Source organism: Methylobacterium segetis (genome assembly GCF_004348265.1).
GTDB lineage: Bacteria > Pseudomonadota > Alphaproteobacteria > Rhizobiales > Beijerinckiaceae > Methylobacterium > Methylobacterium segetis.
Window position 1 is genome coordinate 21,556 of sequence record NZ_SMNT01000011.1, and the last position, 26,031, is coordinate 47,586.

The window sequence follows — 26,031 nt, forward strand, 5'->3', positions numbered from 1 at the left end:
GACGCATCGGTGCACGGCGCCTTCCTAGCCGGGGGCCGAGAGTGCCTGAAGCTTCCTGTAGCGCTCGATCGCCGTTCGGGCATTGAACAACAGGCGGTCGGGACCGAGTTCCCGATCGAGCCCTGCGCGCCGCACCATGTCGAGCACGCCGGGATTGCAGTCCACGAGCCAGAGGGTCACGCTGGTCCGCCGTGCACCCTCCTGCAGCATCTGCAGCGCCGAATACTCGATGTCGGGCACGCGGCTGAGGTCGAGGACGACGACGCGCGGCTTGTGCTCGGCGATCAGAGACCGGATCCGCTCGCCGACGTTCTGGGCGTTGGCGAAGTACAGCCGTCCCTCGGGCCGGAGGATCAGGAGACCCTCGAACGTCTCGTCGTCGGGGTGCTCGGGCGACAGGGGGCGCAGGACGTCGGCCCCGCGCTTGCGCGCGACGACGGAGACCGGCGGGTGAGCGGTCTGAAGGGCGAGGCCGACCAGGGAGAGAACGATGGCGACGACGATGCCCTGGAGCGTCCCGAAGACCAGGACCCCGACGGCTGCCACGGCCGCCCAGTGGAATTCCATGCGGCGCACCCGGTAGATGGCCTGGAATTCCGCCGGCCGGATGAGGCCCGCCGAGTAGACGATGACCACCGCCGCGAGGGTCGCCTGCGGCAGGAGGCTCAAGAGGGGGGCCAGGAGCAGCATCGTGGCAAGCGATGCCGCTGCCGTCACGAGCGAGGCTGCCTGCGTCCGGCCGCCGGCTGCCCGTACAACGCCGGTCTGCGATGTCCCGCCGCCCGCCGGCATGGCCCCGAGGAGGGCGCCGCCTAGGTTCGCCGCTCCGGTCGCGATCAACTCGCGGTTGGCGTCGACCGGTGGATCACCGGGTTTCACGAAAGCCCGTCCCGCGGCGATGCTCTCGGTAAAGCTCATCAGCGCGATGCCCATGGCGCCTGGCAGGAGCGCCTGGATCAGGGCGAGATCCGGCAGGGTCACGGAGGGAAGGCCCTGCGGGATCGTCCCGACGGTCGATACGCCGACGGCGCCAAGCCCCAGCAGCCACGAGGCGGCGATGGCGGCCGCCACCGTGACGAGAGGGGCCGGCGAGTGCGGCTTGAGCCACTCCATGCCGACGAGCAGGACCAGGGTGGTCCCCGCGACGGCCAGCGTCGACAGGGAAGTTTCGGGCAGGTGCTGCACGAGGCTCGCCAAGTCCGCGAAGAAGGATTGCTTCGTGACGTGCAAGCCGAGCAGCTTGGGAGCTTGGTCCAGCAGGATGACGACCCCGATCCCGGCCTTGAAGCCCGTCAATACGGGCACGGAGATGAAGCTCGCCACGAAGCCGAGCTTCATCAGCCTCGCCGCGAGGAGCAGAGCGCCGACGAGGGCCGTCAGGGTTGCCGTCGCGGCAGCGAGCTTCGCCGGGTCGCCGTCGGATGCCACGCTGCCGAGTTCAGCCCCCGTCAGGATGGCCAAGGTCGTCGTCGAGCTGACGCTGAGGACGCGCGACGAGCCCAGAAGCCCGTAGATGACCGCCGGAACGAAGGCGGTGTAGAGGCCGACCGCCACCGGCAATCCGGCTACGGTGGCGAAGGCCATCGCCTTGGGCAGGACGACGGCGGCGGCGGTGAGGCCCGCCACGACGTCGAAGCGTAGCTCTGACGGCGCGCCGTGCCGGAGGGCCTGCACCGTCGATCCGAGGCCCGTCATGTGCGTTACTCCGCAACCGGCCTGGGTAGAGGGGACGACCATACCACGGTGAGCGTGGAGAATGCCCACCGCGTCAGACCCTTGTCCCACCACGACGTCCGCTATAGTCCGGATTCACCCCTCGCGAACTTCCCTGATGGCCGCTTCCCCGCTGAGAAGAAGCGTGCGCAGGCGGCCTCGGCCGAGCACCCGGCCGAGTTCCCGGAACGCGAAATAGGGGATCAAGGCCACGGCCATGATGACGCTTGCCGACGCGAGCCCGCTGATCCCGCCCCCGCCGATAGCCGGCACGCTGTCGGCCAAGGTCTCGCCTCGCCAGAGCCCGAGCGCCACCTCTTCCACGGTGTAGGCGCCCACGAGAAGGGCTGCGAAGGCACAGGATCTGGCGAGGATCGGGTAGATGAGAGGGCGGCCCTGAAAATGCGGGCGAACGTCCAGGCTCTCGGCGACAAGCATGATCTTCGCGAGGATCCAGGCATTGATGAAGGCCAGACCGTAGAAGCTATATGTCACGCCATGGCGCGACAGAACGATGTGCTCGTGCAGAATCAGGAGTCCGAAGACGACCCAGAGATAGGCGAAGATGCCGAGGATGCGCTTGGCCTCCTCAAGGAGCCGATGTCCGATCCGCCGCATCCGGCTGTCGACTTCAGTCGTCGTTGCCGAAGTCGCGATGGACGAAGACGGGGGCGATTGCATTCGTGGATTGCTCATCGTCGCTATCCACTGCCGGTACACCCCGACGCAGCGCCGTCGCCCGACGTGACGATGCACATTGCTCTGGCGGGTGTCACTAGGGACAATCCAGTCTACCAGCTCACAAGGCTCAGAGCCTAGTGCACCGACGCGGACGAACGCGCCACGCGCCAGTCGGCTAACCTTCTGCGATTGCGGGAAGAATTTTTCTGCCCACTGTACGTTGTGTCGGCGTCAGTGCCCTAGGCACTGAACAGTCTGCACCATCGAGACCGAGGCACAGGGATGCTGCATGTGCCTTCATCTTGCGCCTCAGGCGTCTCAAGCCCAACGCGACCGGTAGACGCTTACTGCTGGACGTTTCTCCCAAGCTTCAACGAGCGTTCCGGGACCAATCCTAAGGCGGACCACGACGTGTGCTTCGCCTTGTAGCCCGCCCACAAGTCGCCATTCCGCTTTCGGCCATTTTTGGACGACCGCTTCGCGCCCATTGCCGCCAATCAGCCGCTCCAGACTACTTCTCCAAAGTGGCCGTTCGCCGGCTGGGCGTTAGGGAAGCCTCAGACCCGAAGGCCGACTCACCGCGCGTCTGGAAATTCCGCCGTGGAATGCCAAGGCACCGCAATGTCGCGGGGCTCGCCCACGCACCGGAGCAAATCCAGCGCAGGAAGCGCAATCACGGAGTAAGACCATCAAGCCCCTGCCCGCTGGCGACCGGGTTCTGCTTCAGCCATCCGACGAGCAGCCCATGGTCGATGGCCGGATGTACCGGTCCCGCGAACTGACCCAGAGTGACCAACTCTCTGAAATCGTCAAACGCACTGCTCGCGGTCGTGCACCTCTCCGCCGGCAAGGGGTCTTGGCGACCAGGCAAACATCGCCGGAGGTCTCCACTCGACGTTGATCCCTAATTTGGTGGCCGGAAGCCTGAAGAGCTCGGACCTCCGTAGAGCTGGCCATCCGGAGCGACGGCTCCCGCGAACGCTCTGCCGGCAGGCGCGTCGACGCAGGCAAGGCGTCCGTCCGCTGCCTCGCTCACGAGACAGGCGGACGTCGCGGCCGCAGCCCCCCGCACAAGGGTGAAGTCACCACGTTCGGGCGCTCGGAAGCCCGGATCGGCCATGCGCCCGTGGCGCTCGAAATCGGCAATCTGCGCGAATGCCTGCGGGAACCCGTTGTTGCTGACGTCATGATCGAACGCACTGCGAAGAGACGGAATATCCTGCCCGTTTTCGTCCATGGGCAGCCAGCGAAAGCAGTCGAAGAGTGGGATATTCCCCTCGGCGCCAAAGTACCGACCGAGATCGTCGGACCTGACGAACTCTCGGCCGCAACGCGCCGCGTTGAACACCTCCGGCGTGGCCTTGCAGAGGCTTGGCTGATAGCCCGGCGTATCCGGTTTGCAAAACAGGATGGCATTGTTCCAATGGCGCAGGTTGGCGGCGGCGCCGATGCCGGTCACCGGCGAGCGCAGGTACCAGCTGTTGTTGAAGACGTAGATCGGCGCATGCGTCGCGTAGCGGAACGTGTCCGGGGCCGCTCCTCTCGGCGGCAGGGCCAGCTTGATCACACGCCCTGCAATGCTCGCGTCGCAGGCTAGCTCCAGCGGGTCCATCCACACGACGCGCCCCGAGGCTTCCACCTGTTCGACACCGACCGGGAGCCAGCGAGCCTTGAGATAGTCGAAGCGCCGGTCGAGCCTGGGATCGAACCCTTCCTCGGTTCCATTCCGTGGCACCGGTCTCCGCAGACAGGGCGCGTCACCGGGCGCCGACGGCGAACGGGCGACGGCCGGGATGTCGTCGAACCAGCCGCGGTTGCCATAGACGAAAACTGGGCCGCCCCCCATGTTGTCGAACGAGAACCACGCATGGGCGTTGTGAATGCGGTTCCCGAAGATGTGCACCTTCGTCGACCAAATCTCCAGCTCCACGGGATTGTCGCGCACGTAGGAGAACAGGTTCTCGTAGATCCACAGATTCGCGTTGTATGGACAAGTGGTCGGAGAAAGCTCGGATGCCGGCAGAGCATCGCAGCTGGCCGCCTTCAGGCGGATGCCGTTGAAGGCCGCGAGGATCGTGTTGCGGCGGAAGATGATCCCGCCCTTGAGATCGGTGCCACCGAGAAGCGCTCCGTTGAAGTGCTCGTAAGCGCCATGGTGGCTGGCGCCCCAGGGTATGCTCCGCCACATCACGCCCGGGCAGCCACGCTCCGTTGCGCGGCCATCTCGGCACCGGAATGGTCCATCACGGGTCAGCTTCGCCCGATCGAAGCCACTCGCGTCCTGCACCCAGGTCACGTCCTCCACGATGACTTGATCGGAGGGATGGTCGGCCTGCCCCCGCGCCGCCAATCCGTAACTGCCGCCAATGATGAGCGAGCGGCGAAACGCGATGCGCCGGCTTCCGATGGCGCGAATTGCCGTCATCCAGCAATCCTCGAATGTCAGATCCTCGACCACGACGCTGTCGACCCGGTCGAGATCGAGGCAGGCTGCGTCCGCGAGGCGGCCCGCCCTTCCGATGGGGATCGCGAGACGTGATCGCGTCGATCGCGGTCCCTCTTCTATCTCGGAGTCGGGCGAGGCCACCAAGGCCGTGAGCAGGTCGGGCTTCCGCGGCGAAGACAGGAAGGCGTACAGGTCACCGCATGATCGCTCGGCGTCGTCCTCCGGCATCGGGCAGTCGCGGACCTGATCGACGCTCTTGCCGACGATCCGGGTCCGTGCTCCGAGCCCTCTGATCACAACAGGTGCTCGTTCGCCGCTCCGCTTCTGGGATAGGACCACGCGTTCGCGATAGAGCGTGGCGGCGGCATCCGGAGTGTCCAGCAGCAATTGCACGATGTCGCCGGGCAGGACGGCTCGCATCGTTGCTGACGAAAATGCCTCGGTCCGCGCGGCAGCCAGACTGCCGTCGGCGGCGTAGCCGGGCCCTCCTCCATTCGGCGTCACGAAGATCGTCTTCGCAGTCGCACTTTGCGCAGACAGGACGGCGAGGAGGAGGATGATCGGGAGACGGCGCATGATTCCGCCCGGAGGGGCGCTGCACCGCTTCGTCGGCACCGTCTTGAGCCGGACATGCAGTCGCGTATCCGCAGATGCGTTGCTCGCAGGTAGGCGCGTGTGCCTCAGCCCGAGCAATTCCTGACTCGGACAGCCAAGCCAAAGCGAATTCCACAGCATCGTCTTATTCGCGCTTACGCGCCCCCGTCGTATTTGCAAATGCCCGGCGCAGAGCTTCTCCATTCCGCGGTCGTGCCCGCAGATGTGGAGAGATCAGTGCCGCAAATGCAAAACCAATCTGATTGTATTCTTCCTCGCAGTCCTTGGCCCGGTCGGCCGGGAGGTATCCTTTGTCGACGATGTAGGCGTAGCGTTGCTTGTCCGAACCATAAGCTAGGCAAGCCAGATTATAGAAGCGCTGCCAGGACAGGCCGTGCGCTCCGGCGAAGCTCTCCTTGTCGGTCGGCTCCCGCTGTCCCAGCGCTGCAAAGAAGTAGCCGCTGCCATTCACCACAATGCGTGCATCGGCCGGGGCGAGGTGCAGCAACACCAGTGCGGCCACCTGATCGGCCGCGTCTTCCTCGCGACCGAGGATCGGGATGAGCAGGAGATGAAACAGAGCGTGGCTGCTCTCGTGGAAGAGGATCTGGAGGACGGGTCCGCGGATCGCATCCTGGCGAGAAACGCCGGCCGGCGAAGTCGTCGCCGGCGCCAGCCGCAAGATGCTGGCGACGAGTTCGTAGCAGACGGCGATGGTCCTCGTGCGCGGGTCATACCAAGCGTTCGGCTCGCCCGAACATTCCTTCAGGCGGTAGCTCAGGCGCTTTGGAAGGCGCACGAGATCGAGGGCGGCCGCAACCCGCTCCAGGACGCGCCGCGCCCGCATCGTATCGTAGATCTCTCGGTGAGCCTGTTCCTTCGGGACCTCATACCGGACGTCGGTGCGTCGTCTGCCCGAAAGTTCCATCTCGCGAGCGGCGGCTCTGTCCGGAGGCGAGAGCGCCAACAGCGATGCCGAGAGTCCAGCAAGTGCTCCGACGCATCGGACAGGATTTCCCATTGCAGCAGGCCCGATCGGAACCCGTTGGCGGCGTTGGTTCGGTACGCGGCGCCTTCTGGATCGAGCGCGCCACGTCGAACACTCTCCGCGGCACCAGGCTGATCTCGCCGGCAACCCTGCGCATCCATTCATCGGCGGCGCGCCGGCTGGCTCCGCGGCCGTGCTCACCGACCTCTCGAGCTACAGCCAGACGTTTCCAGCCTGGATCGTGCAGGCCGAGTTTCCGGCATACACGCGCACAGCACCAGCATCCCCGGATTTGGGCCATGCGTGTGCTCGGCTCCGAGAGCCATCAGGTGGCTTAGCGCAGCGAACGGTGCGAAATCCCTGCGCAACCTTCCGGTGGATGAAGCCGGAAGGCAATGGCTGCGCCGGCCTGGGATCTGGGGCTGTGTCAGATGGCATCGGGCGCTCCAGCACGAGCAATTCGCTAGACGAGGACATGCGCGAATCCTCCCCTGGTTCGGGCGGTCTGGCACCCCTAATCCAGATAAATCAAGCAGAGCAATGCCATGTCTAGACCGTACGGTGTCTTACTTTTTTGCATGAAGCACATTCGTACGACAAGGAGCGAGCGACGCAGGCGCCTGCGCTTCCACGAGATGCCTTCCTCCAAGTCGGTGGGAGGCGATCGTTACTTCCAGCTGTCGGCGTCACTTCGATTGAGATAAGCTTTTCCGCCCAACACCCATCGCAACGAGAGAAGTCACCCTGGCGGCATAGGCAATTCAAAGCGTGCTCAACATTTAGTGATTGGAGAAAGTCGAATGACCAGCTTCGACGATCCAGTGCGGATATTCGTCCGCAACAAGCTCCTCGGCAAATGGGCCGCTGATAAACTAGGAATCCAAGGTCGGGAAGCCGATGAGTATTCAGATGCCCTGGCTCGGACGGTTTTCAATCCTGAGGGGAGCGACGTATTGAGCAAAATCCGCAAGGACTTCGATGCTGCCGGTGTCGCCCAAAGCGACGAGCAGATCCTGGAGGTCATGACCGAGTTCCTGATTAAAGCCGGAAAGGCCATGTCAGAAGCGCAAGGAGATAGTCTCCGCGGCGCAGAGGTGATGCTCGCGCGCAAACTCATGCTGCGATAGCCGCTCTGAATTCATTCTGATCATTAAGCGCAGGTGTCATCACGACGCGGTCCCCGGCTCGCCGCGGCAACAGCGCGCGAGGCCCTCGTCCAGCCAACGCCGGAAGGCATGGCTGAACGTGCCAACCTCTTGGAAGCGGAGCAGTAACCCGCTACGTGGGATCGATGCACGCTGTCTTCGAGATCACCGAATGAGGTGCAGCATAGCGAACGCTCAGGCATGCTTGCGGCGCCGCTTCCGCGGCTTGATCTCCTGCACTCCTATTGCGGCCCGGCAGGCTGGGCTTAACCTCTGTCCCTGGCTTAAGAGGCAAGCTTTCACTCGGCCAGCGTCGGGGATGTAGTCACCGCACAAACTCATGGCGTCCGGCGTGCAAGCCTGTCGCTGCTCCGGCGTTCCCTGGCCAAACGCGGAGGTCGAGGCTGCGAGCGCGGAAAGCCCCAAGTAGGCAAAGAAGGTCCTCACGCCCATGGATCGTCTCTCCCTCGCGACGCCGAAACCAGCTTAGCAGTGAGCACAGAGAGTTGAAGCCAGAGTTCTGAAACATTTGCGAAGACTCGCGTGGGTATGAAGGAGGTAGCTCACCTCGCTGACGCCGATACCACGGACTACCTTTGCCACGCTGTGGCCCTGCGAGATCAGCACGTCGGCCTGCCGTGGCTTCGCAACTTTCTCCTAAGGCCTGGGCCACTTCGCCATCTCGTCCGTCCTTCTGGCTTAGATCCTACACGGCTACAGGTACGGCTAGGGGTACGCCCGACCGCCTATTCCAACTACGATTCCCCTATGGGTATTACGGCTGCGGCTGGTGAACCAGAATGCCCCGCTGTGCGGGGAACCGGCGCCCGATCGACGAGCCCCTGAGGCTGAGCTGCAACTCTTCAGACGGACGGTGTCCCTGCCGATCAAGCACCATAGTGAGGCGCCGTTAGGATGACGCTGCTGGCTTCCGGGCTGCGGAAGGGCGCCCATGAGTGACCACCGGTATTGCCACTGTAAGTGTGGCGATGGTGACCTCGTACCTCGCGAATACCGAAGGTCGGCCGAGGTCAGAAAACCGCGAGGCAGTTGAGCCGATCTTTCCTAAACTGACGGCTTAACTGAGCTCGCTCTCGCGTCGTGATCGGAGACCGGAACTGTTACCTCGCCGAACTCAGGCAGCGTCCATGGACATCCGCAAATGCTCCGCCGAGGCGATCGGCACCTTCTGGCTCACTTTCGCGGGCTGCGGCAGCGCCGTGGTCGCGGCCGCCTTCCCGCAGATCGGTATCGGCTTGCTCGGCGTCTCGCTCGCCTTCGGCCTCACCGTGGTCACCATGGCCTACGCGGTCGGTCACATCTCGGGCTGTCACCTCAACCCGGCCGTGACTTGCGGCCTCGCGGCCGGCGGGCGCTTCCCGACGAAGGATATCGCGCCCTACGTGATCTCGCAGGTCATCGGCGGCATCATCGCCGCGGCGCTGCTCTACGCGATCGCGAGCGGATCGCCGAACTTCGATCCCGCCAACGGCTTTGCGGCCAATGGCTACGGCGCGCACTCGCCGGGCCATTATGGCCTCGTCTCATGCCTCGTCGCCGAGGTGGTGCTCACAATGATGTTCCTGTTCGTCATCATGGGAGCAACGCACGGCAAGGCGCCGGCCGGGTTCGCACCGCTGGCGATCGGACTCTGCCTGACACTCGTGCACCTCGTCGGCATCCCGATCACGAACCTGTCGGTCAACCCGGCCCGCAGCACCGGGCCAGCCTTGTTCGCGGGCGGTTGGGCTCTGGCGCAGCTCTGGCTGTTCTGGATCGCGCCGCTGCTCGGCGGCGTGCTGGGCGGGATCCTGTACCACTGGATCAGCGCGGAGCCGTCGGCACAGGTCACCGGCATCGCGCCGGCCACTCCAGCCGAGTGAAGTTGCGCGGAGTTGCTTGGGGCGAGGAAAAGGAACGAGCTCGGTGTTTGCGAAGCCGGGCCGGCGACGGGGTGTTACATCCAGCGCGGGTCTTTGGGGCGGGATTTCCCTGAAGCGGCCCGCCTGAGCGGGCGCTTCTCAGGAGGCGGTCATGGAGGTCACCAGACGGATCTTCGCCGCAGCCACCGCCGCGATCCCGTTCATCGGCCCGGGTCGGCCCTCTGCTTGGGCGCAGAGCATGGCCCAGGGCACGCCGGTCGTCGGCAACCATGCGGCCGCGGTTCGCCCGGAGATGGCGGTGGACGCCAGCCTCTACGGCTGTCCGCTCGTCACTGTGGAGAGGTGCAGCCCATATCGACAGGCATATGGCTCCGGCGAATGCGGCCTCTGCGCGATTGTCGCCGTCGTGGACTCGGTCTGTCACTTCATCGATGAAGAGACCGCGGGTCCGTTCCTGTCGGCCCTTGCGCAGGCGCTTCCGGCTGAGACGGCGGCCGATTTGGCGCACACCTTGTACGAGCAAGGGACAGACCGGCGTGAGATCGAACTCATGCTCGTGGCGGCTCAGGCGTGGACGCGCGCACGCGGCTGGTGTGCTTGGACGTGGGAAGGCGCGCATCCACAAGCGGGCGAGACCGCGGAGCACTTTTGGGATCGTCTGAGCGACGTTCTTGAGCGCCGCCATACGGCTGCCATGGTCGGCCTGGGTGAGGACACGCAACCTGACAGCCGCTACGGCGGCCATTGGACCTGCCCTGAACACGTCACCGCGCACGAGGTCTATCTGCGCGACAGCGACGTGTATCGCCGTATCCCACGTGCTGACACAGGAATCCGGCCCGAGCCCCGCTGGGCCATTGAGGACTGCTACGTTCTCAGCCGCATGAGCTGATTGCGGCCTGCATTGAGCGGGGCTCAGTCCGCCCGGCGCAGCTCGGGCACGTCGCCGGACACTGGGTGCCGAACAGCGAAAGAAGGCTGGGGTTTCTTCTGCTCAGGACGCAGGCACGCTGTTGCCGATACCGGGCTTGGTTGGTGACGTAGCGGGCGTACAGGGAAAGCGGGACAGCGTGAGGTGAGGCCAGTTGCATCGTCTAGAGTCTACCCGCCACTGGTTGGAACGTGCGCTCCTCGGATGGGCGCACACGTCGATAGATCGTGCAGGAAGCAGCCTTCCAGCCTGAACAATGGTCAAGGTTGGAGCGTTGTCTTAGTGGGCCTATCCTGAGGTCTCAGCCATGCTCCGCCTTGTTCTGCTTCTCGCGCTCCTTGCTGTGCCAGGAGCGGTCGCTGCACGTCCTGCTCAGGCTCCGAAGGTGGCTACAGCAGCAACCAAGGTCGCGCCGGCACCTGTCTGTGAGCGCGTGCGGAAGAAATCCTTCCGTCAAACAGAGGGTTGGTCAGTCAAGACAGTCTCGCTCGCCTGCAAGACGGTCACAGCTGTCGTCAGCCGGCCTGGAGGCAAAAGCTTCACGAGCATGCGCGAGAAGGTCAGCAGAGAATTCAAACAGTGATTCTGTGCAAGTTAAAGCAACGGATACAGGCTAGATGCCGGCGGTCGAGATGCCGCGCCCGCTCAACTCTACTGATAGAAGCGCATTCGGACAGCGCTTCTGCAGATGAACGTCAGCGCTCGTGCGGGCTCCTCCGACTGCCCACGTCTCAATCATGGGGCAGGACCGACACGTAGTGAACTGCCGTTCGGAACTCACCGACTGTGAAGGAGACAGCACCCAGCGTACGGGCGAGCCCCAGCACTCCACGGGTGCTGGTCGGACGATCAAGCCACCGACAAGCTACATGGTCGTAGCGAGAGATTGCTTGGGGTCACCTCGAGGCGTTCGCCCAGCCCGCAACGAACGTCCACTTCCGCAATTCAGCTGCGGGAGGCGGACCGGCCGCTTAAGGCCAGACACGGAGAGAGGCGTGCCTGCCAAGAGCCATGAGGTGGATTTCGGGCGCTCGCCTGTGCGTCACTGACCTTTGCTCTTCACAAATTCGGGTGGCAGTTCGAGGAATCCTCAGGATCGGAAACGATGTCTTTCTTTTGTTTCCATTCTCACGCCATCTGCGTGGTGACAGAGTGCTCCCGCTCGGTGCGTCGCTTGCGAGGCAGGAAGCTCGCTCGCGATGGCCGCGACCGAAGTACAGGGAGGAACAGACATGAGCTGGCACAGCGCGGATGACCCGGTACCGGGCGACCGCTTCTCCTGCGACGCCATCCGGACCCTGATCGTCCCGCGCTCGCGCGATCTCGGCTCGTTCGCCGTGCGGCGGGCACTACCCTCGACCGAGTGCCGGATGGTCGGACCGTTCGTGTTCTTCGACCAGATGGGCCCGTCCGAGTTCCTGCTCGGCCAGGGCATGGATGTCCGCCCGCACCCGCATATCGGCCTGTCCACCGTCACCTACCTGTTCGACGGCGAGATCATGCACCGCGACAGCCTGGGCACAGAGCTACCGATTCGCCCGGGCGAGTTGAACTGGATGACGGCCGGCCGTGGCATCACGCATTCGGAGAGGACAGGCGCCGATCTCCGGCAGACCGGCTCGAAGCTGTTCGGGATCCAGAGCTGGGTCGCCCTCAGCGCGCGGGACGAGGAGACCCACCCGGCCTTCGAGCATTACGAGGCCTCTGCGCTGCCGCTCCTCACGGGCGAGGGCAAGTCCGTGCGCCTGATCGCTGGTGAAGCCTTCGGAGCACGCTCGCCCGTGCGCACCTCGAGCCCGATGGTCTACGCCGACGTGATGCTCAAGGTTGGCGCGGTCCTGCCCCTCGATCCGACCTACGACGAGCGCGCGATCTACACGGTCGCCGGCGCGATCGAGATCGCGGGCGACGGCTTCGGGCCTGGGCAGTTGCTGGTCTTCCGCCCGGGCGACCGCATCAGCGTGCGCGCGACGCGGGACGCGCGCTTCATGGTGCTGGGCGGCGAGCCCATGGACGGGCCGCGCCATCTCTGGTGGAATTTCGTCTCCTCGCGACCCGAGCGGATCGAGCAGGCGAAGGAGGATTGGCGTCAGGCCCGCTTCGACAGCGTGCCGGGTGATGCCGAGTTCATACCCCTGCCCGAAGCCCCGCCGTCCGTCCGCTATCCCTGAACGCGATCCGCGACGGTTGGCAGGCCGGACCGCGCCGTCGGCCAAGCCCCCTCCCCGCGCCTGATCGGCAGGGTCCCCCTCCAGCGAGGTTTCAGCATCACATGGCCGTCGAAGCGTCCGGAGCGGCGAGCGAACTCGTCCAAGTCGTCGCCCTCCTCGCCGCGGGCGTCGTGGCGGTGCCGTTGTTCAAGCGGCTCGGTCTCGGTTCGGTTCTCGGCTATCTCGTGGCCGGGCTCGCGATCGGACCGTTCGGCCTCGGCCTGTTCACGGATCCCCACGCGATCCTGCATGTCGCCGAACTCGGCGTCGTGATGTTCCTCTTCATCATCGGGCTGGAGATGGAGCCGTCCCGGCTCTGGGGACTGCGGCGCGAGATCTTCGGGCTCGGCCTCGCCCAGGTCGGTACCTGCATCGGTGCCCTGACGCTGGTGGGCATCGCGCTCGGCTCCTCCGCAACCGTCGCCTTCGTGGCCGGCACCGGCTTCGTGCTGACCTCGACCGCGATCGTCATGCAACTCCTGGACGAGCGCGGGTCGCTCTCGACCCCGAAGGGGCAGCGCATTGTCGCGATCCTGCTTTTGGAGGATCTCGCCATCGTCCCGCTCCTCGCCATCGTCGCGGTGCTGACGCCCGGCGGCCCGGAGACGAGCGGCAGCGAGCGCGCCGTCGCCATCGCCATCGCGATCGGATCCCTCGCGGCGCTGGTGGTGGCCGGCCGCTGGCTGCTCAATCCCCTGTTCCGGCTGCTCGCCACCGCGAAGGCGCGCGAGGTGATGACCGCAGCGGCGCTGCTGGTGGTGCTCGGCTCTGCGCTCGCCATGCAACTCGGCGGCCTGTCCATGGCCATGGGCGCCTTCCTGGCGGGCGTCCTGCTCTCGGAATCGAGCTTCCGCCATCAGCTAGAGGCCGACGTCGAGCCCTTCCGCGGCATCCTGCTCGGCCTGTTCTTCCTCGGCGTCGGGATGTCCCTCGATCTCGCGGTGATCGGCGCGAACTGGGCCCTGATCCTGGCGAGCGTCGCCGCCTGCATGGTCGCGAAGAGCCTCGTCATCTACGGTGTGGCCCGAGCCCTGAGGGCCTCGCATCCCGAGGCGATGGAGCGGGCGGCCCTGATGGCTCAGGGCGGCGAGTTCGCCTTCGTGCTCTACGCCGCCGCGACGAGCGCCGGGATCATCGACGGCACGACCAACGCGATCCTGACGGCGACCGTCATCCTGTCGATGGCCATGACGCCCCTGATGGTGATCGCCCTTGACCGGTTCGGGCCGAGACCGTCCGTCTCGACGGAGGGCCTCGAGGTCCCGGAGAACCTGGTCGGCAGCGCGCTGATCATCGGGTTTGGCCGCTTCGGGCAGATCGTCAGTCAGCCGCTGATCTCACGCGGGTGCTCGGTCTCGATCATCGACACCAACGCCGAGAACATCCGCCTCGCGGAGGGGTTCGGCTTCAAGGTCTATTACGGAGACGGCACCCGGCTCGACATCCTGCATGCGGCGGGCGCCGCTGTGGCACGCGCAGTCCTGATCTGCGTCGACGATCCTGAGACCGCCAAGTGCATCGCTAAAATCGCGAGATCGGAGTTCCCGCTCGTGCCGGTCCTTGCCCGTGCGCGGGACCGGGCGCATGCGGTAGAGCTCATCCAAGCGGGCGTCACCTATCAGATCCGCGAGACGGTCGAGTCGGCGCTCGCCTTTGGCGAACAGGCGCTCCTGACGATTGGGGATGAGCCGGAGGCGGCGAGCGAAGTGATGACCGAGGTTCGCCGGCGCGACGGTGAGCGCCTTGCGATGGAGACAGCCGGCGGCATCTACGCGGGGCGCGAACTGATCCGTGGCAACGCGGCGGCCGCGGCGCACGAGGTCGGTTAAGCGCTCATCTCGGTCATTTGGCCGAACCGATCGCCTTCCTCATAGCGGTCATTCGCCGGCTGGGCGTTTTGAAGTAATCGCTCGTCCGATGCCTCAAGATCGAGGGAAGGTGGCCAGGGTCTGCAGGATGAGCTTCCGGTGTTTCTTGCGCTTGGCAAGCGTGCGCTGCAGCGGCGCCAGCAGAGCGGCGCCGGCGCGAGTCGTCAAAGCGCGAGGCGTATTCCTCAATCGCCCGACGCACCTGGTCCCAACAACGTTTCGCCACCAGACAGCTTAAGCCACAGCTCGTCGAGGCGGCCGCAGGTCCTTGTGGGTGGTACTCAACCCGTACGGACGGGCCGCCCGCCGAGGTAGCATTTAATGTTTGCGATAGGCGAGGTACGCTCACTCGGCCGCGAGACTGATCGGGACAGGCTTAGACGATGCAGAGCCTCGATACCCTGAGCCCGCCGTTTGATCGCCTGACCCACGACGAGGCGGAGATACTCAAACAACGAATTGACATCGCCTATTTTCGCCCGGGTGCCGTGATCGTGCATCAGGGGCAGGCATCTGATTTCCTGCATGTCATCATCAAGGGTGCTGTCGAAGCTCGGCATGGCGCAGCGCTTCACGATGTCCTCGGCGCAGGCGACATTTTCGACGCGCGCGCCGTCGTGCATAACGAAGCGGGCGAAGATTTCGTCGCCGCGGAGGAGACGCTGTGTTTCCTACTTCCACGGAGCAACATTCTCGACCTCGTTCATCGCAACGACGGGTTCGCCGCCTTCTTCTACGCTGAACTCTCGCGCAAACTCGACGCGCTACCGACACAGCGCGACCTCAGAGGCATAGACTCGGTACTCGGGACCCGCATCCGCGATGCACGCCACAGTGAGGCCGTTTTCATCAGGGGCTGCGCCACTTTGGAGGCCGCAGCGCACGCCATGCTGGAGGCCGACACCGACGCCGTGTTCGTCGACGATGGCGAACGGACCGGAGTGGTTACCGGCCTGAAGCTCACCCGCGCCTGTATGATCCGGCGCCTACCCGCCGAGACTCCGGTAAGAGAGATTGCGCAGTTTGAAGTGGTATCAATCAACGCCGACCAGCTCCTCGTCGACGCCTTGCTGATCATGACGCGGTCCAATAAGCGGCGGATCGCGGTGACCGAGGATGGACGCTATGTTGGGCTATTACGCGACCTCGACATTCTCGGGCTTTTCGCCGGCAACTCCCAGCTGATTCCCGGTCGGATCGCGCGAGCGACCTCGGTCGCCGACCTGTCCGGTGCAGCCCACGATATCCAGGAGCAGGTCGAACGCCTTTGTCGCCAGGGCGTGCGCGTTGAAGCCATCAATAACATCACAGCCGATCTCAACAGCCGGCTGCATGGCAAGCTCTTTGAGATCGTCGCTCCGCCTGCGATCCGTGAAGCTGGTTGTCTTTTCCTGATGGGGTCCGAGGGGCGCGGTGAGCAAAGCGTGCGCACAGACCAAGACAATGGCCTACTTCTCGCGCGGCCAGTTCCTGAGGCCGATCTCGCGACATTCCAGGCCGACTTCACTCTGGCTCTGGAGAGCTTCGGCTTCCCACCCTGCCCCGGCAACATCATGGTGCGCAACCCGCTCTGGTCGCAGCCCATCGATAAGTTTCTGGCGCAACTGCGAACCTGGGTCCATGCGGCCGACAGCGAGGCCGCCATGAACCTGTCGATCTTCGCCGACGCCGTTGCAGTAGCGGGCGATACCCACGTGCTGGCGGGCGCCAAGGCGAGCCTGATTGAAATGGTCCGAGGAGAGACGCGGCTTCTCGCCGAGATCGCCAAGTTGATCGACTTGTTCTCGACAGACGATCTGGGCGTGCTCGGCACCGTATTCGCTACGATTGGCTTCCGGCGGAAAGACATTGACCTGAAGCGCGACGGTACCTTCCCTATCATCCACGGTGTGCGCGTTTTGTCTCTTGAGCATGATACCTTGGCCGGGTCGACGAGACAGCGCGCTGAGGCACTCGTTGCACGCGGGGCGCTGGATGCCCACTTCGCCGGAGAGATCCTCAGCGCGCTGACCATTTTCATGAATCTCAGGCTCTCAGCGCAGATTGATGCGAGGCATCGCGGCCGGACCGACGCCACGTCCGCCGTCAATGTCGGCGCTATGCCGACCGTGGAGCGGGACATGCTACGCGACGCGCTCCGCATCGTGCGTCGCTTTCGCGAGTTGATCCACGTGCGCTACAGCCTCACGGGACCCTGACATGCTCCGAAGCGTGCGGCGCGCGATCGACCGAGCACGGATCTCCGATCCCCGCTACGCCTTCCTGTTCGGCGAGGCTCCCCCCGACGAGGTCGTAGCCGTCGATTGCGAAACGACAGGGCTCAACCTGCGCAAGGACGAGATCATCACGATTGCCGCGATCCGCATCCGTGGCGATCGAATCTTGACGAGCGAGCGTTTCGAAGCATTGGCGAAAACCAATCGAAAGTCCGCCCCGGAGGCGATCAAGGTTCATCGCATCCTTGACCACGACCTGCAGCACGGGCGCCCAATGCGCGAGATCATGCCAGAATTATTGCATTTCGTAGGCAGTCGCCCCATCGTCGGCTACTACACGGACTTCGATGTGGGGATGATCGACCGCTATCTCTTGCGCCTTCTGAGAATTCATCTCCCTAACAAGCGAATTGATGTTTCATCGATGTATTATAAATGCAAGTACAGAGATGCTCCTGACCATTTGTTGATTGACCTAAGTTTTGATTCAATATTAAAAGACCTGAGTATTCCCGCTATTACTCAGCATGACGCGAGCAACGATGCGTTGATGACTGCAATGATCTATCTACAACTGCGTGACATGCTGAAGCGAGGCGTTCGGATCCCACGCATGCGCGCTGGCGCTATCGCCGATCTCGGGATTGGCGCCTAATCGCGAAAAGCCAGAGCTTGACGGCTGAAATACACCCTTAAATAATCGAGGAATTGCAAGCCAGTGGCTAAGGGGCCCGCCACCAAACTAAATGGGGCGATTTGGGAGTAGTAAAGCACCGACGAGATAGTAATTTTTTAAACCCGGTAAATCTGAGGACATATTGCTGGTAGAAGCCGCGACTCTCCTGTTAAATCCCTGCGCGGAGGGCGAATGCGTGCCTCTGCATGGGCGCGGTGATTGTGACAAGCGCGAGGAGAGCCTCGACAAAGTGGGTCATCGGCCGAGGCTCCGCGTGAGCTCGGCGGTCAGGGCGTCGTAGCGGCCGTTGGCGCGCACGACGTAGATGCCGGTGAGGATGAAGGCGAAGACGATGACGCCGACGCCGAGGAACAGGCCGAGCGACGCGGTGCCGCCGCCGACCTTGGTGGCGAGCAGCGCCTTGTCGAAGGCGATGAGGCCGATGAAGCCGAAATAGACCACCAGCATCAGCCCGGTCAGGATCCAGCCGAAGCGCGTGCGCTCGTGGACGAGGGTCTGGAATATGGGATTGCGAGTGAGGTCTTCTGGTGCTCGCGCGCCTTCCGAACTCGTGCGTGACCCTGAACCGAGCGTCTCGGGAGCACTGGCCCCATTGGCGATTTTTTCGTCCAGCAATCCACTCATGCGGCAATCCTCCACAAATGGGGATTTCGCTTTGCGCGCATGGCTTCAGTCTACTGGGTTTTCTCGGGGTCGGCCATACGGGCTGCGAAACACCCCAGAGCCCGTCCGCTCGGACCGCATCCACGACGAGTTCTTCGGACCTGCCGTCGCGTTGCTGGCTGCCTGAGGAAGGCTCGCAGCCGGAATTTCCTTTGCGCAGAGAACGGCCGCTTCAGGTCACCGCGAGATGGCTGCCAGAGCCGCAACAGACGTTCGCTTCTGCGCCTGCGAGCACTGGGCTGTTCAACGGTTCGGGGCAGACTGCAAGATGGCCGGTGGCCGCTTCACGTACATCACTGGCGACGCCAAGCGCTCCTATCGCTGCGAGCCCGCTCCCACCAATCCAAGTAACACTTCGCTCAACCAAGGGCTTGCGCCGACGCCGCGGCCGCTAGCAGGACGCTCTGCAGCAAGATGTCCGGCCCTCTGGATCCTCCGTCTTGCCACCGCTCGAGCAGAATTAGCAGACCACTTCAGCACGTTCCCCTCAGTGAGGGCCAATGGCCGCTTCTGCGGCCCAGAGGTGGAAGGGAGACGGGCAGCTCTCGGCCAGATGGCGCCTCAATGCCCGCCTGCCTGGTTCGGGTTGCTCGTGCGCGAACCGAACGTGCCGCTGATCGGCGACGAGCTGCACCTGACCATCGCGGGCGCCTTCGAGCGCCAAGACTGACCGGCATTACAGGAGGACAGTCGCGGCGACCAGAATATCCTCGCGGCGGTATTCCGCCGTGGCCATCCTGCTGCACGAGACGAGCGCGCTCTGCGTGCTCAACCTGATAGGCATGGGTCTGACCATGACCCATGCGGGGCTTTCGCCGCTGCGCCAGTTCCAGCTGTACCAGTGGCACAAGTCCGTCGGGATCACCGTGCTGGCGCTGACGGTGCTCAGTGTCGCCTTGCGGCTGACCCACCGGCCGCGCCGCACCCGGCCGGGATGCCGGCGCGGGAGGTGAGCTGACCGGCTGGTTTTGGACCGGGCTGATTGCGAGGATCAGCCAGGACCGAAGGAGCTGGAGATGAGGCGAGGACAGAGGCCGAGTGCCGAGCAGGTGGTGCTGACGCTGCGCTAGATCGAGGTGCAGACAGCCCAGGGCAAAAGCATCGCCGTCGCGTGCAGAGAGGCGGGCATCTGCGAGCAGAGCTGCGCGACGAGTGCCTGCGCCAGGAGATCTTCTCCTCGCTGAGGCAGGCGCAGACCGTGATCAGCCTCTGGCAAACCACCTACAACCGCGTCCGGCCGCACTTGTTCTTGACGTATTGGCCGCCCGCGCCTGTCAGCTTCCCGGATCTCGCCTTCCGCTAACCCATGGCCACGACCATGCAGTAGCCTCGCAAGTGGCCCGGTCCAAAATGCGGGTCAGGTCACGTCCGCTTTTCCATACCTTCCGCCCGAAAGCCGCCGTTCCGCTTCCGGCCAAAAGTTGCCGAAGTTGACCCGCCAGTCGGCCTAAAGGCAGACGTTCCGCTTGCCGCCACAGCCGGCTGGTCCGGCCCAAAACCTCGAGTTGCTCAGATGCTTCGGCGTTCAAAGTCCGGACGGTGCCACGAGCTGACCTGCCCATCTGGTCAGTAGAAGGGAACCTCGGCCGGTCGCACATTGAGCCTCAACCAGGAGGTCTCCATGTCCGCTGCTGCTACGCCCTCCCTTCTCGTCAGCCTCTCAGCCGAACTCTCGGATCTCGTCGGCCGTGTGGCACCGAGCCTCGTCGCGGTCCGTTCGTCCCGCTCTCGGGCGAGCGGCTTCGCGTGGCAGGCTGATCTGATCATCACTGCAGAGGAAGCGCTGGCCGACGATGGCGAGATCAGCGTCGACCTGCCGGGGGGCTCGACCGCAGCTGCAACGATCGTCGGGCGCGATCCCTCCACGGACGTCGCGCTTCTGCGCGTCGAGGCCGACCTTCGGCCGGTGACGCTGTCGGCGCCCGCGGTCGCGGCCGGCGGCCTGGTGGTTGCTGTTGGAAGTGTCCAGAGCCAGCCGCTGCCCGCGCTTGGCACGGTCGCACTGGCTGGACCAGCTTGGCGCTCGCTTCGCGGCGGCAGCATCGATGCGCGGATCGAGCTCGGCCTGACGCTGCGACGCGAAGCCGAAGGCGGCCTCGTCGTTGACGCACACGGCCATGCCTTTGGCATGGTGGTCTTCGGACCGCGTCGACGCGTGCTCGTCATACCGACCGGCACGATCGAGCGTGTCGCGGCCAAGCTAAGGATCGATGGGCGGATCGTACGCGGCTATCTCGGTCTGGGCCTGCAGCCGATTCGATTGCCCGATGGTGGGGCCGGCGTGATGATCATGAGCGTCGCAGCGGACGGTCCAGGCGCGGCGGCCGGCCTGCTGCAAGGCGACGTCATCACGGGCTGGAACGGGAAGTCGGTCGAGAGCCTCAGAGCTGTGCAGCAAGATCTCGGCCCCGACAGCATCGGCAGAACGGTCGCGCTGTCGCTGCGGCGTGCCGGCGCTGATCTACAGGTCCAGCTCACGGTCGCGGAGCGACCGACACCGTGACCGGAAAGGATCATCCAGGACAAATCGTTGTCGCGCTCGCCGTGCCGGATCCAGCGCTGGCTGACCGCCTCGCTGCCCTGCTGGCGGATCTGCCCGGGCTGCGCCTTGCGAGCCCCGGAGAACAGGCCGACGTCTCCGTGGTCCCAGCCGAGCCAGAGGCCGGACCACACCCGGATGCGGAACTCACGCCGCGCGAGTTGGAGGTGTTGGCCCTCCTAGCCGAGGGCGCCTCGAACAAGGGCATCGCCCGTCAGCTCGGCATCTCGGTGCACACAGCCAAGTTTCACGTCGGCGCTCTGCTCGACAAGCTCGACGCAGACGGGCGGACCGAAGCGGTCGCGCATGCGGCCCGGCTCGGCGTCATCCACCTTTAGGAACGGAACATGCGTGCGGAGACGGACCATCTCGCGGACGACCGCCGATGCGAGCTGCCGCTCGATGCCTACTCGCGCGCCGTTGCGGAGGCCGCGGACCGCGTCGGCCCCTCCGTGGTTCGGGTCGAGAACCGCGTCGGCCCGCGAGGCAGCTTCGGCTCGGGCACGATCCTGGCTGGCGATGGGCTGATCCTCACCAACAGCCACGTCGTAGCAGCGGCCCGGCGGGTCCGTATTGCTCTCGCAGATGGCGCCGAAGCCGAGGCCGAGGTCATCGGGAACGATCCCGACACGGACCTTGCCCTGCTGCGGGCTGGGCTGCCACCGGGCACCAAGGCAGCCTCCCTCGGCGATTCCAAGTCATTGCGCCGCGGCCACCTCGTTGTCGCGATCGGCAATCCGCTCGGCTTCGAGTCCACCGTCACGGCTGGGGTCGTCTCAGCGCTCGGCCGTTCGCTTCGCGGACGCAATGGGCGCCTGATCGATGACGTGATCCAGACGGATGCGGCGCTCAACCCCGGCAGTTCCGGCGGTCCGCTCGTGTCCGCAACTGGCGAGGTGGTCGGCGTTAACACGGCCATGATTGGGGGCGCGCAGGGTCTGTGCTTCGCCATCTCCAGCAACACGGCGCGGTTCGCGCTCGGTGCGTTTCTGCGCCACGGTCGGGTGCGCCGAGCGCATCTGGGCATCGTGGCTCAGACCGTACCGCTGCCGCGCGGCATCGCCATCGCGATTGGGGCGGGTCCCCGGGCTGTGCGGATCGGCGCGGTCGAAGCTGGTGGTCCGGCTTCTGCCGGCGGGTTGCGGGCGGGTGATGTCATCATCGGCCTGGATGGCCATGCCATCGGCGGGGCTGACGATTTGATCCGCTTGCTCGATGCTGACTGCCTCGACCGCTCGGTCGTTCTGTCCGTTCTGCGCGAAGGGCGTATCGCGGAGCGGGCGGTCAGGCCGTGTGAGCGGAACCCTTAGATCCTTCTTGGATGTTGGCTTCTGCCGCTAGCCTATCTCGGGCGAGTGCGACATTGCGCCAAGATTTTCAGGTCCGTTTTGCGCCCAAATTTGCCATTCAACCGATCCGTGTGGGCCCTCGAAAGCGGCCATTCGTTGCTTGAGCATCATGGGACCGAGGAGCAGTCGTCCAGAGGAACCGAAGGCTGCCAAGGTGGTCGTCTTGTCAGCGAATGAGAGGTGCATCCGAAGAGCGAGAAGACCTTGGCACCAGCTGTCGCGTTCACGGTGGAGATGAGCCAAGCCGGTAAGCCTCAGCTGAATGTGAGGGTCAACGAACGAGACATACCCATCGATGTCACCCCTGCCAAAGCCGCAGCTTTGGGCCACGCACTCTTAGTAATCAGCGTCCTCTGCAGCCCCAACAATCCACCTCCCCTGAACGGGGCCCAGATCGAGACCTGTCAGCTGCCGCTCATCGCCCGGCGGGTCGGTACCATGGACCATCGAAGCTGGCCGGTTCTCGGCCTGAAGCTGCGTGGCAGAGGCGAGCTGGCCATTCGCCTGATGCCGAGGCATGCCTGGGAGTGTGGGCAGCAGCTCCAGCGCGTTGCTGGTCTCTTTACGCGCCCTCCTGGCACGCCGTTCTCGTAGATCAGGCCGGCCGTACGTCGTCAGGCTATCAGACCAGGGTCGATCACCGTGTAGGCGCGCATCATCTCGTTGTCCTCGTGCGAGAGGATGTGGCGGTGCCGGACATAAGTGTCCGGCAGGTCGAAATGCAGGATCCCGCTCAGCATCTCGCCCGGCCGGGCCGTCACGGTATCCTGCACCCCCATCTCCCCTGGCCGGAGCGGAACAGGATCGCCGACCTGGATGCCGGCGGAGCCCGGCGCGTCGCCGACAGGCTCGATCGCGCTCTTCCCGTCGCCGTTGAGGTCGTCCGGCAGCCCCTCGGGCATGGCGGTGCTCGGGTCGGCGTTGTGGAGCGCGTCCGTGAAGCTGGTCTTCGACTTGCCGATCACTGGGAATTCGACGAGGTGCACGCGCACCGGTGCGGGGAAAGTTCGAAGAAATGATCAGCCAAGTTGGGCTCTCAGCTCTGGGGGCTCATCAGTGAGAAATCCCAAAAAATGATCGTGTTCTGTGTCGTTCATCAGCCAGTGTTTTTACCGTTTTCCTGAAATCGCCTTGGCTCGGTTGTAGATCTCCTCCTGATGGTGTAGAAAGCAGCTATCGAGTTTCGGCCAGATAGCCGGCTATGCCGCCCGATCGGGCGCGCGTTCTGCATTTCTATTCTATTTCGACGACGAGCGACCGAGCGCGTGCTTGCGTGCGCTTGTCACATCTTATTGTCTGCCAAGATACGGAAATCCCTATGAGCATCGGCACCGTGAAGTGGTTCAACGGAACCAAGGGTTTTGGTTTCATCCAGCCTGAGGACGGCAGCAAGGACGTGTTCGTCCACATCTCGGCCGTCGAGCGCGCCGGCATGCAGACCCTCGACGAAGGCCAGAAGGTTTCTTACGAGATGGAAACGGACCGCCGCTCGGGCAAGCAATCAGCCGGAAGCCTGCAGGCTGCGTGAGGTCTCCTCCCCGTTGACCATCATGGAAGCCGCTCCGTCCGGAGCGGCTTTTCTATTCTCTCAGTACTCGCGCTCAGCCGCGGTGCGCATAAGGAATGTGCGTGGGTCAATTCAAAACCAATCCGATCGTCGATCGGCTTGAGGCCGCTGCGAAGGCGCGGCAGGCCACGCTAGCTCGGTTCCGGGCACGCCCTTCAGCCGATGACTCCATTGTCCTCGCCAGGCAGGCTGCGCGCCGAACTGTCGTCCAGGCGCGTGAGGTTCGGGTCAACGAGCGGGAGATGGCTCGTCTTGCTGCCGAGGCTCAGCGCGAGACTGAGGCGCTTGCTGCGCGGGAGTGCGAGGCGGCAGAAGCTGCCCGTCAGGCTGCCGAGAAGGTGGAGCGACAAGCCTCGCTGGTCGCTGAGCAGAAGGCGGCCCGTGATGCGCGCTTTGTTGCCCGCAAGGCCAGAGCGCGGCGGTGAGGTGACCACGGACTGCGAAGTTGTAAGGTCCAGGAGAATTGCAGATGTCACACAAGTTCAAGATCGGCCAGCAGGTGCGGCAGGCCCAGCGGCACGGATCAGCTGATCGCGGCAGTGCTGTTAGCAGCATCTACGAGATCGTTCGGCTCATGCCAGAGGAGCGCTCGGGCGAGCCAGCGTACCGAGTAAGATCGGCTTTGGGCGAGCGCGCTGTGCTGGAAGGCGAACTTACCCTCGTCTCCTAAACGGGGACATCCCAGCTAGGAATGTCACGGAGGATCCCCCGATGACGTCCGACAGGAGAGAACTGTACGCCAGCCCCAACGGGCATCGCTGGTTCCTGGCCCGGAGTGCCACGACAGTACGCCCCGTGGTCTTGCACGTGCCAAACCAGCCGCCCGGTGGTCTACCGACCGAGATTGAGCTTGGCTCCTTCCTCGTCGCAGGTGGTGGTCCAGAGCAGCAGGAGCTTCTCCGCCTGATTGAGACGCTTATCGAGAGCGCATCCTTCTAGGACGCGCCTGCGGAACCATCACTCTAGGCTCCGACATGATGCTTGCTGCGCAGCCGCAGCAGGTATCTTGAGGGCGCTCTGCCTGCCATGATCCCATTCAGCCGCCGGTGATGCGGTCCACGGGCCGGGAGACAGGGCATGTCGGAATGGCAGTCAATCGAGACGGCCCCGCGTGATGATACGTGGATCCTGCTCAGTGGCGGCACAGTGGATTGGGCCGAATACGCCTTCGGGATCGCCTGTCCACCCGTCGTTGTGGCCTGTCGCAGGAGCGAGGAATGGATCGTCTCTCTGGCAGACAGTGGGTACATGCTGACGCGGTACAAGGACCCGACCCATTGGATGCCGCTCCCGGCACCTCCCTTCTCAGATGATGCGCCGACGCAGATCAGTGAGGAGGCGCTCACCGTGCCGGAGAGATCGAGGCCCTACGCGAAGCCCCGTCACCTTCGTCGGGGGCAGTAGCGTTCAGGCGGCTGTGAAGTGGACTGTTTCCCGCTTCCAGGCTGCAACCATCTCATCGAGCGCAGTCTTACCGGCTAAGCGAGCCTCCTCGAAGGTGGCGTAGGCAATGAGCGACTGCTTTCTCCCCATCCCCCCCCGCTGCCGGACGGTCCACGAGAAGGTGCTGCGGAGAGGCTTGTCCGCCGCGACGGTTATCGTGAACGGGTGCGCGAGAGGTTTTTGCATGCTGGCGCTATAACACAGATCCGACCGGCCTTCAGCGCGACGCAACGATATTGTGCGCAGCGCTTAAGGCTGGGCCACAGAGGAGTCGGACCGGCCACAGGAACCCGCTATGCGCGTACCGGATCGCGGCGAGGCGACGCCCGATGGTCGAGGCTGCCCTCCCCTGCTCCCCCTCCTGAACGAGGAAGGCCGCTGCCTCGAACGTCGCGGCGTCTGACTCATAAGCTCGCACGGTCGCCTCAGCCTTGCTCACGCGCTGGTACGCCTGGACGTGGGCCACCGTTTCAGCAGGCAGCTCAGCGGCGCTCGCCTCGATCAGGGACAATGCTTCAGACATCGTTCTCAGGGGCGAACAGCTCGCCCTTCCCCGCCTAACGCGCGTTGTCTTCGTTGGCCCGCTGTTCCTGCAAAGCGCGGTGTTCGGCGAGTAGCCGCCGCATGGTTCTGTCGGCGTCTGAGCAGTCAGCCGGCTCCGGGCTGTCGGCCGTGCACGCCTCGATCGTCTCGTTGGTCTGTCGATCAACCGCTGCGCGATCCTCACGGCTGAGCTCACCGAGATCCCCGAGCCCGAGTTCCTGCGCGACGTGAGCGGCGATCTCCTCCCGCTTCGCTCGCAGAGCCACGATATGCGCCGCTGCCCGAGCTTCCGTTTCGCGACCAACCTGCCGCGCGAGCGTGCGCCGCCAGCCAACCGGCAGCAACTCACCGCGCAGCCGCACCCGATCCGTAACGCTGGCTAGCACAAGCTGCCAGTGCTCTGGGCTTAGGGCAGCGAGGCTCTTGCCCAGGCCGAGGTTGTGAGCGGCAAGCTCTGCAGCTTCTATCCACTCCAACGGAAGGTCAGGCGTCTCGCTGGGAACAGGAACGATAGGCGCACCAGGCATGCTGAACCCCTTCGGCCAAACTCAGACG

The 26,031-nt window shown here is 64.4% G+C and carries 22 protein-coding genes and 1 pseudogene; 16 read left to right on the forward strand and 7 right to left on the reverse strand.

Annotated features, from left to right (window positions below):
* Positions 1 to 24 precede the first annotated feature (24 nt).
* From E1J50_RS04650 to E1J50_RS04665, 4 genes are all read right to left on the reverse strand, one after another.
* On the reverse strand, positions 25 to 1,695 hold the full coding sequence (locus E1J50_RS04650) for a SulP family inorganic anion transporter (protein WP_132250905.1): 1,671 nt from the start codon (positions 1,693 to 1,695) through the stop codon (positions 25 to 27).
* 114 nt (positions 1,696 to 1,809) lie between these two features.
* Positions 1,810 to 2,331: a hypothetical protein gene (locus tag E1J50_RS04655; protein WP_132250982.1), complete on the reverse strand. Its 522-nt coding sequence runs from the start codon at positions 2,329 to 2,331 to the stop codon at positions 1,810 to 1,812.
* A 967-nt stretch (positions 2,332 to 3,298) separates the two neighbouring features.
* Entirely contained in the window at positions 3,299 to 5,416 is a 2,118-nt protein-coding gene (locus tag E1J50_RS04660; protein ID WP_132250908.1) for a hypothetical protein, read from the reverse strand.
* A gap of 163 nt (positions 5,417 to 5,579) precedes the next feature.
* Positions 5,580 to 6,362 carry a DUF4344 domain-containing metallopeptidase gene (locus E1J50_RS04665; RefSeq protein WP_245516431.1) on the reverse strand — a complete coding sequence of 261 codons (783 nt, stop codon included), beginning with the start codon at positions 6,360 to 6,362 and terminating at the stop codon, positions 5,580 to 5,582.
* Between the two features lie 860 nt (positions 6,363 to 7,222).
* Between E1J50_RS04665 and E1J50_RS04670 the strand changes: the two genes are divergently transcribed.
* The 7 genes from E1J50_RS04670 (at position 7,223) to E1J50_RS04710 (ending at position 17,330) form a co-directional block, all read left to right on the forward strand.
* Positions 7,223 to 7,549, forward strand: coding sequence for an ATPase inhibitor subunit zeta (locus E1J50_RS04670; protein WP_132250913.1), 327 nt, complete (start codon positions 7,223 to 7,225; stop codon positions 7,547 to 7,549).
* A 1,166-nt stretch (positions 7,550 to 8,715) separates the two neighbouring features.
* Positions 8,716 to 9,450 carry an aquaporin Z gene (aqpZ, locus tag E1J50_RS04680; RefSeq protein WP_132250917.1) on the forward strand — a complete coding sequence of 245 codons (735 nt, stop codon included), beginning with the start codon at positions 8,716 to 8,718 and terminating at the stop codon, positions 9,448 to 9,450.
* Between the two features lie 151 nt (positions 9,451 to 9,601).
* Entirely contained in the window at positions 9,602 to 10,342 is a 741-nt protein-coding gene (locus E1J50_RS04685) for a hypothetical protein (RefSeq protein WP_245516432.1), read from the forward strand.
* 1,271 nt (positions 10,343 to 11,613) lie between these two features.
* Positions 11,614 to 12,552 carry a pirin family protein gene (locus E1J50_RS04690; RefSeq protein ID WP_132250919.1) on the forward strand — a complete coding sequence of 313 codons (939 nt, stop codon included), beginning with the start codon at positions 11,614 to 11,616 and terminating at the stop codon, positions 12,550 to 12,552.
* Positions 12,553 to 12,653: 101 nt separating this feature from the next.
* A complete protein-coding gene (locus E1J50_RS04695; RefSeq protein ID WP_132250921.1) occupies positions 12,654 to 14,420 on the forward strand; it encodes a monovalent cation:proton antiporter-2 (CPA2) family protein in 1,767 nt (588 codons plus the stop codon).
* Positions 14,421 to 14,842: 422 nt separating this feature from the next.
* Positions 14,843 to 16,657, forward strand: a complete 1,815-nt coding sequence (locus E1J50_RS04705; protein ID WP_132250925.1) for a DUF294 nucleotidyltransferase-like domain-containing protein — start codon at positions 14,843 to 14,845, stop codon at positions 16,655 to 16,657.
* A 1-nt stretch (position 16,658) separates the two neighbouring features.
* Positions 16,659 to 17,330 carry a 3'-5' exonuclease gene (locus E1J50_RS04710; RefSeq protein ID WP_132250927.1) on the forward strand — a complete coding sequence of 224 codons (672 nt, stop codon included), beginning with the start codon at positions 16,659 to 16,661 and terminating at the stop codon, positions 17,328 to 17,330.
* A gap of 276 nt (positions 17,331 to 17,606) precedes the next feature.
* On the opposite strand, the gene E1J50_RS04715 is transcribed toward E1J50_RS04710, so the two are convergent.
* Positions 17,607 to 17,996: a DUF485 domain-containing protein gene (locus tag E1J50_RS04715; RefSeq protein ID WP_132250929.1), complete on the reverse strand. Its 390-nt coding sequence runs from the start codon at positions 17,994 to 17,996 to the stop codon at positions 17,607 to 17,609.
* A gap of 767 nt (positions 17,997 to 18,763) precedes the next feature.
* Here E1J50_RS04715 and E1J50_RS04720 point away from each other — a divergent pair.
* The 5 genes and pseudogenes from E1J50_RS04720 to E1J50_RS04740 all read left to right on the forward strand — a co-directional run bounded on the left by E1J50_RS04720 (position 18,764) and on the right by E1J50_RS04740 (position 21,884).
* Entirely contained in the window at positions 18,764 to 18,988 is a 225-nt protein-coding gene (locus E1J50_RS04720; protein WP_245516433.1) for a cytochrome b, read from the forward strand.
* Positions 18,989 to 19,173: 185 nt separating this feature from the next.
* Positions 19,174 to 19,338 (forward strand): annotated as a pseudogene (locus tag E1J50_RS04725) (integrase core domain-containing protein); the annotation flags it as partial.
* Positions 19,339 to 19,656: 318 nt separating this feature from the next.
* Positions 19,657 to 20,538, forward strand: coding sequence for a S1C family serine protease (locus E1J50_RS04730; RefSeq protein ID WP_132250931.1), 882 nt, complete (start codon positions 19,657 to 19,659; stop codon positions 20,536 to 20,538).
* Complete coding sequence (locus E1J50_RS04735) at positions 20,535 to 20,912, forward strand: helix-turn-helix domain-containing protein (protein ID WP_132250933.1); 378 nt, start codon at positions 20,535 to 20,537, stop codon at positions 20,910 to 20,912. Before E1J50_RS04730 ends, E1J50_RS04735 begins: the two co-directional genes overlap by 4 nt.
* Before the next feature lie 9 nt (positions 20,913 to 20,921).
* Entirely contained in the window at positions 20,922 to 21,884 is a 963-nt protein-coding gene (locus E1J50_RS04740; RefSeq protein WP_132250935.1) for a S1C family serine protease, read from the forward strand.
* Positions 21,885 to 22,537: 653 nt separating this feature from the next.
* Here the strand turns inward: E1J50_RS04740 and E1J50_RS04745 are convergent.
* Positions 22,538 to 22,915, reverse strand: coding sequence for a multicopper oxidase domain-containing protein (locus E1J50_RS04745; RefSeq protein WP_132250937.1), 378 nt, complete (start codon positions 22,913 to 22,915; stop codon positions 22,538 to 22,540).
* A gap of 326 nt (positions 22,916 to 23,241) precedes the next feature.
* Here E1J50_RS04745 and E1J50_RS04750 point away from each other — a divergent pair, with 326 nt between their 5' ends.
* The 4 genes from E1J50_RS04750 (at position 23,242) to E1J50_RS28480 (ending at position 24,894) form a co-directional block, all read left to right on the forward strand.
* Positions 23,242 to 23,451, forward strand: coding sequence for a cold-shock protein (locus E1J50_RS04750; RefSeq protein WP_132250939.1), 210 nt, complete (start codon positions 23,242 to 23,244; stop codon positions 23,449 to 23,451).
* A gap of 95 nt (positions 23,452 to 23,546) precedes the next feature.
* Positions 23,547 to 23,915: a DUF6481 family protein gene (locus E1J50_RS04755; protein ID WP_132250941.1), complete on the forward strand. Its 369-nt coding sequence runs from the start codon at positions 23,547 to 23,549 to the stop codon at positions 23,913 to 23,915.
* A gap of 44 nt (positions 23,916 to 23,959) precedes the next feature.
* On the forward strand, positions 23,960 to 24,160 hold the full coding sequence (locus E1J50_RS04760) for a hypothetical protein (RefSeq protein WP_132250943.1): 201 nt from the start codon (positions 23,960 to 23,962) through the stop codon (positions 24,158 to 24,160).
* Between the two features lie 407 nt (positions 24,161 to 24,567).
* Positions 24,568 to 24,894: a DUF551 domain-containing protein gene (locus tag E1J50_RS28480; protein ID WP_132250947.1), complete on the forward strand. Its 327-nt coding sequence runs from the start codon at positions 24,568 to 24,570 to the stop codon at positions 24,892 to 24,894.
* 596 nt (positions 24,895 to 25,490) lie between these two features.
* Here E1J50_RS28480 and E1J50_RS27970 read toward each other — a convergent pair.
* Complete coding sequence (locus E1J50_RS27970) at positions 25,491 to 25,952, reverse strand: hypothetical protein (protein WP_245516434.1); 462 nt, start codon at positions 25,950 to 25,952, stop codon at positions 25,491 to 25,493.
* Between the last annotated feature and the right edge of the window lie 79 nt (positions 25,953 to 26,031).

Excerpts from the sequence above, each read along its gene's own strand:
- E1J50_RS04670 (WP_132250913.1), top strand. The coding sequence starts at position 7,223 with ATGACCAGCTTCGACGATCCAGTGCGGATATTCGTCCGCAACAAGCTC.
- E1J50_RS04665 (WP_245516431.1), bottom strand. The coding sequence starts at position 6,362 with ATGGAACTTTCGGGCAGACGACGCACCGACGTCCGGTATGAGGTCCCG.
- E1J50_RS04705 (WP_132250925.1), top strand. The coding sequence starts at position 14,843 with ATGCAGAGCCTCGATACCCTGAGCCCGCCGTTTGATCGCCTGACCCAC.
- E1J50_RS04710 (WP_132250927.1), top strand. The coding sequence starts at position 16,659 with ATGCTCCGAAGCGTGCGGCGCGCGATCGACCGAGCACGGATCTCCGAT.
- E1J50_RS04650 (WP_132250905.1), bottom strand. The coding sequence starts at position 1,695 with ATGACGGGCCTCGGATCGACGGTGCAGGCCCTCCGGCACGGCGCGCCG.
- E1J50_RS04690 (WP_132250919.1), top strand. The coding sequence starts at position 11,614 with ATGAGCTGGCACAGCGCGGATGACCCGGTACCGGGCGACCGCTTCTCC.
- E1J50_RS04655 (WP_132250982.1), bottom strand. The coding sequence starts at position 2,331 with ATGCGGCGGATCGGACATCGGCTCCTTGAGGAGGCCAAGCGCATCCTC.
- E1J50_RS04715 (WP_132250929.1), bottom strand. The coding sequence starts at position 17,996 with ATGAGTGGATTGCTGGACGAAAAAATCGCCAATGGGGCCAGTGCTCCC.
- E1J50_RS04760 (WP_132250943.1), top strand. The coding sequence starts at position 23,960 with ATGTCACACAAGTTCAAGATCGGCCAGCAGGTGCGGCAGGCCCAGCGG.
- E1J50_RS28480 (WP_132250947.1), top strand. The coding sequence starts at position 24,568 with ATGTCGGAATGGCAGTCAATCGAGACGGCCCCGCGTGATGATACGTGG.
- aqpZ (WP_132250917.1), top strand. The coding sequence starts at position 8,716 with ATGGACATCCGCAAATGCTCCGCCGAGGCGATCGGCACCTTCTGGCTC.
- E1J50_RS04695 (WP_132250921.1), top strand. The coding sequence starts at position 12,654 with ATGGCCGTCGAAGCGTCCGGAGCGGCGAGCGAACTCGTCCAAGTCGTC.
- E1J50_RS04750 (WP_132250939.1), top strand. The coding sequence starts at position 23,242 with ATGAGCATCGGCACCGTGAAGTGGTTCAACGGAACCAAGGGTTTTGGT.
- E1J50_RS04740 (WP_132250935.1), top strand. The coding sequence starts at position 20,922 with ATGCGTGCGGAGACGGACCATCTCGCGGACGACCGCCGATGCGAGCTG.
- E1J50_RS04685 (WP_245516432.1), top strand. The coding sequence starts at position 9,602 with ATGGAGGTCACCAGACGGATCTTCGCCGCAGCCACCGCCGCGATCCCG.
- E1J50_RS04755 (WP_132250941.1), top strand. The coding sequence starts at position 23,547 with ATGTGCGTGGGTCAATTCAAAACCAATCCGATCGTCGATCGGCTTGAG.
- E1J50_RS04660 (WP_132250908.1), bottom strand. The coding sequence starts at position 5,416 with ATGCGCCGTCTCCCGATCATCCTCCTCCTCGCCGTCCTGTCTGCGCAA.
- E1J50_RS04730 (WP_132250931.1), top strand. The coding sequence starts at position 19,657 with ATGTCCGCTGCTGCTACGCCCTCCCTTCTCGTCAGCCTCTCAGCCGAA.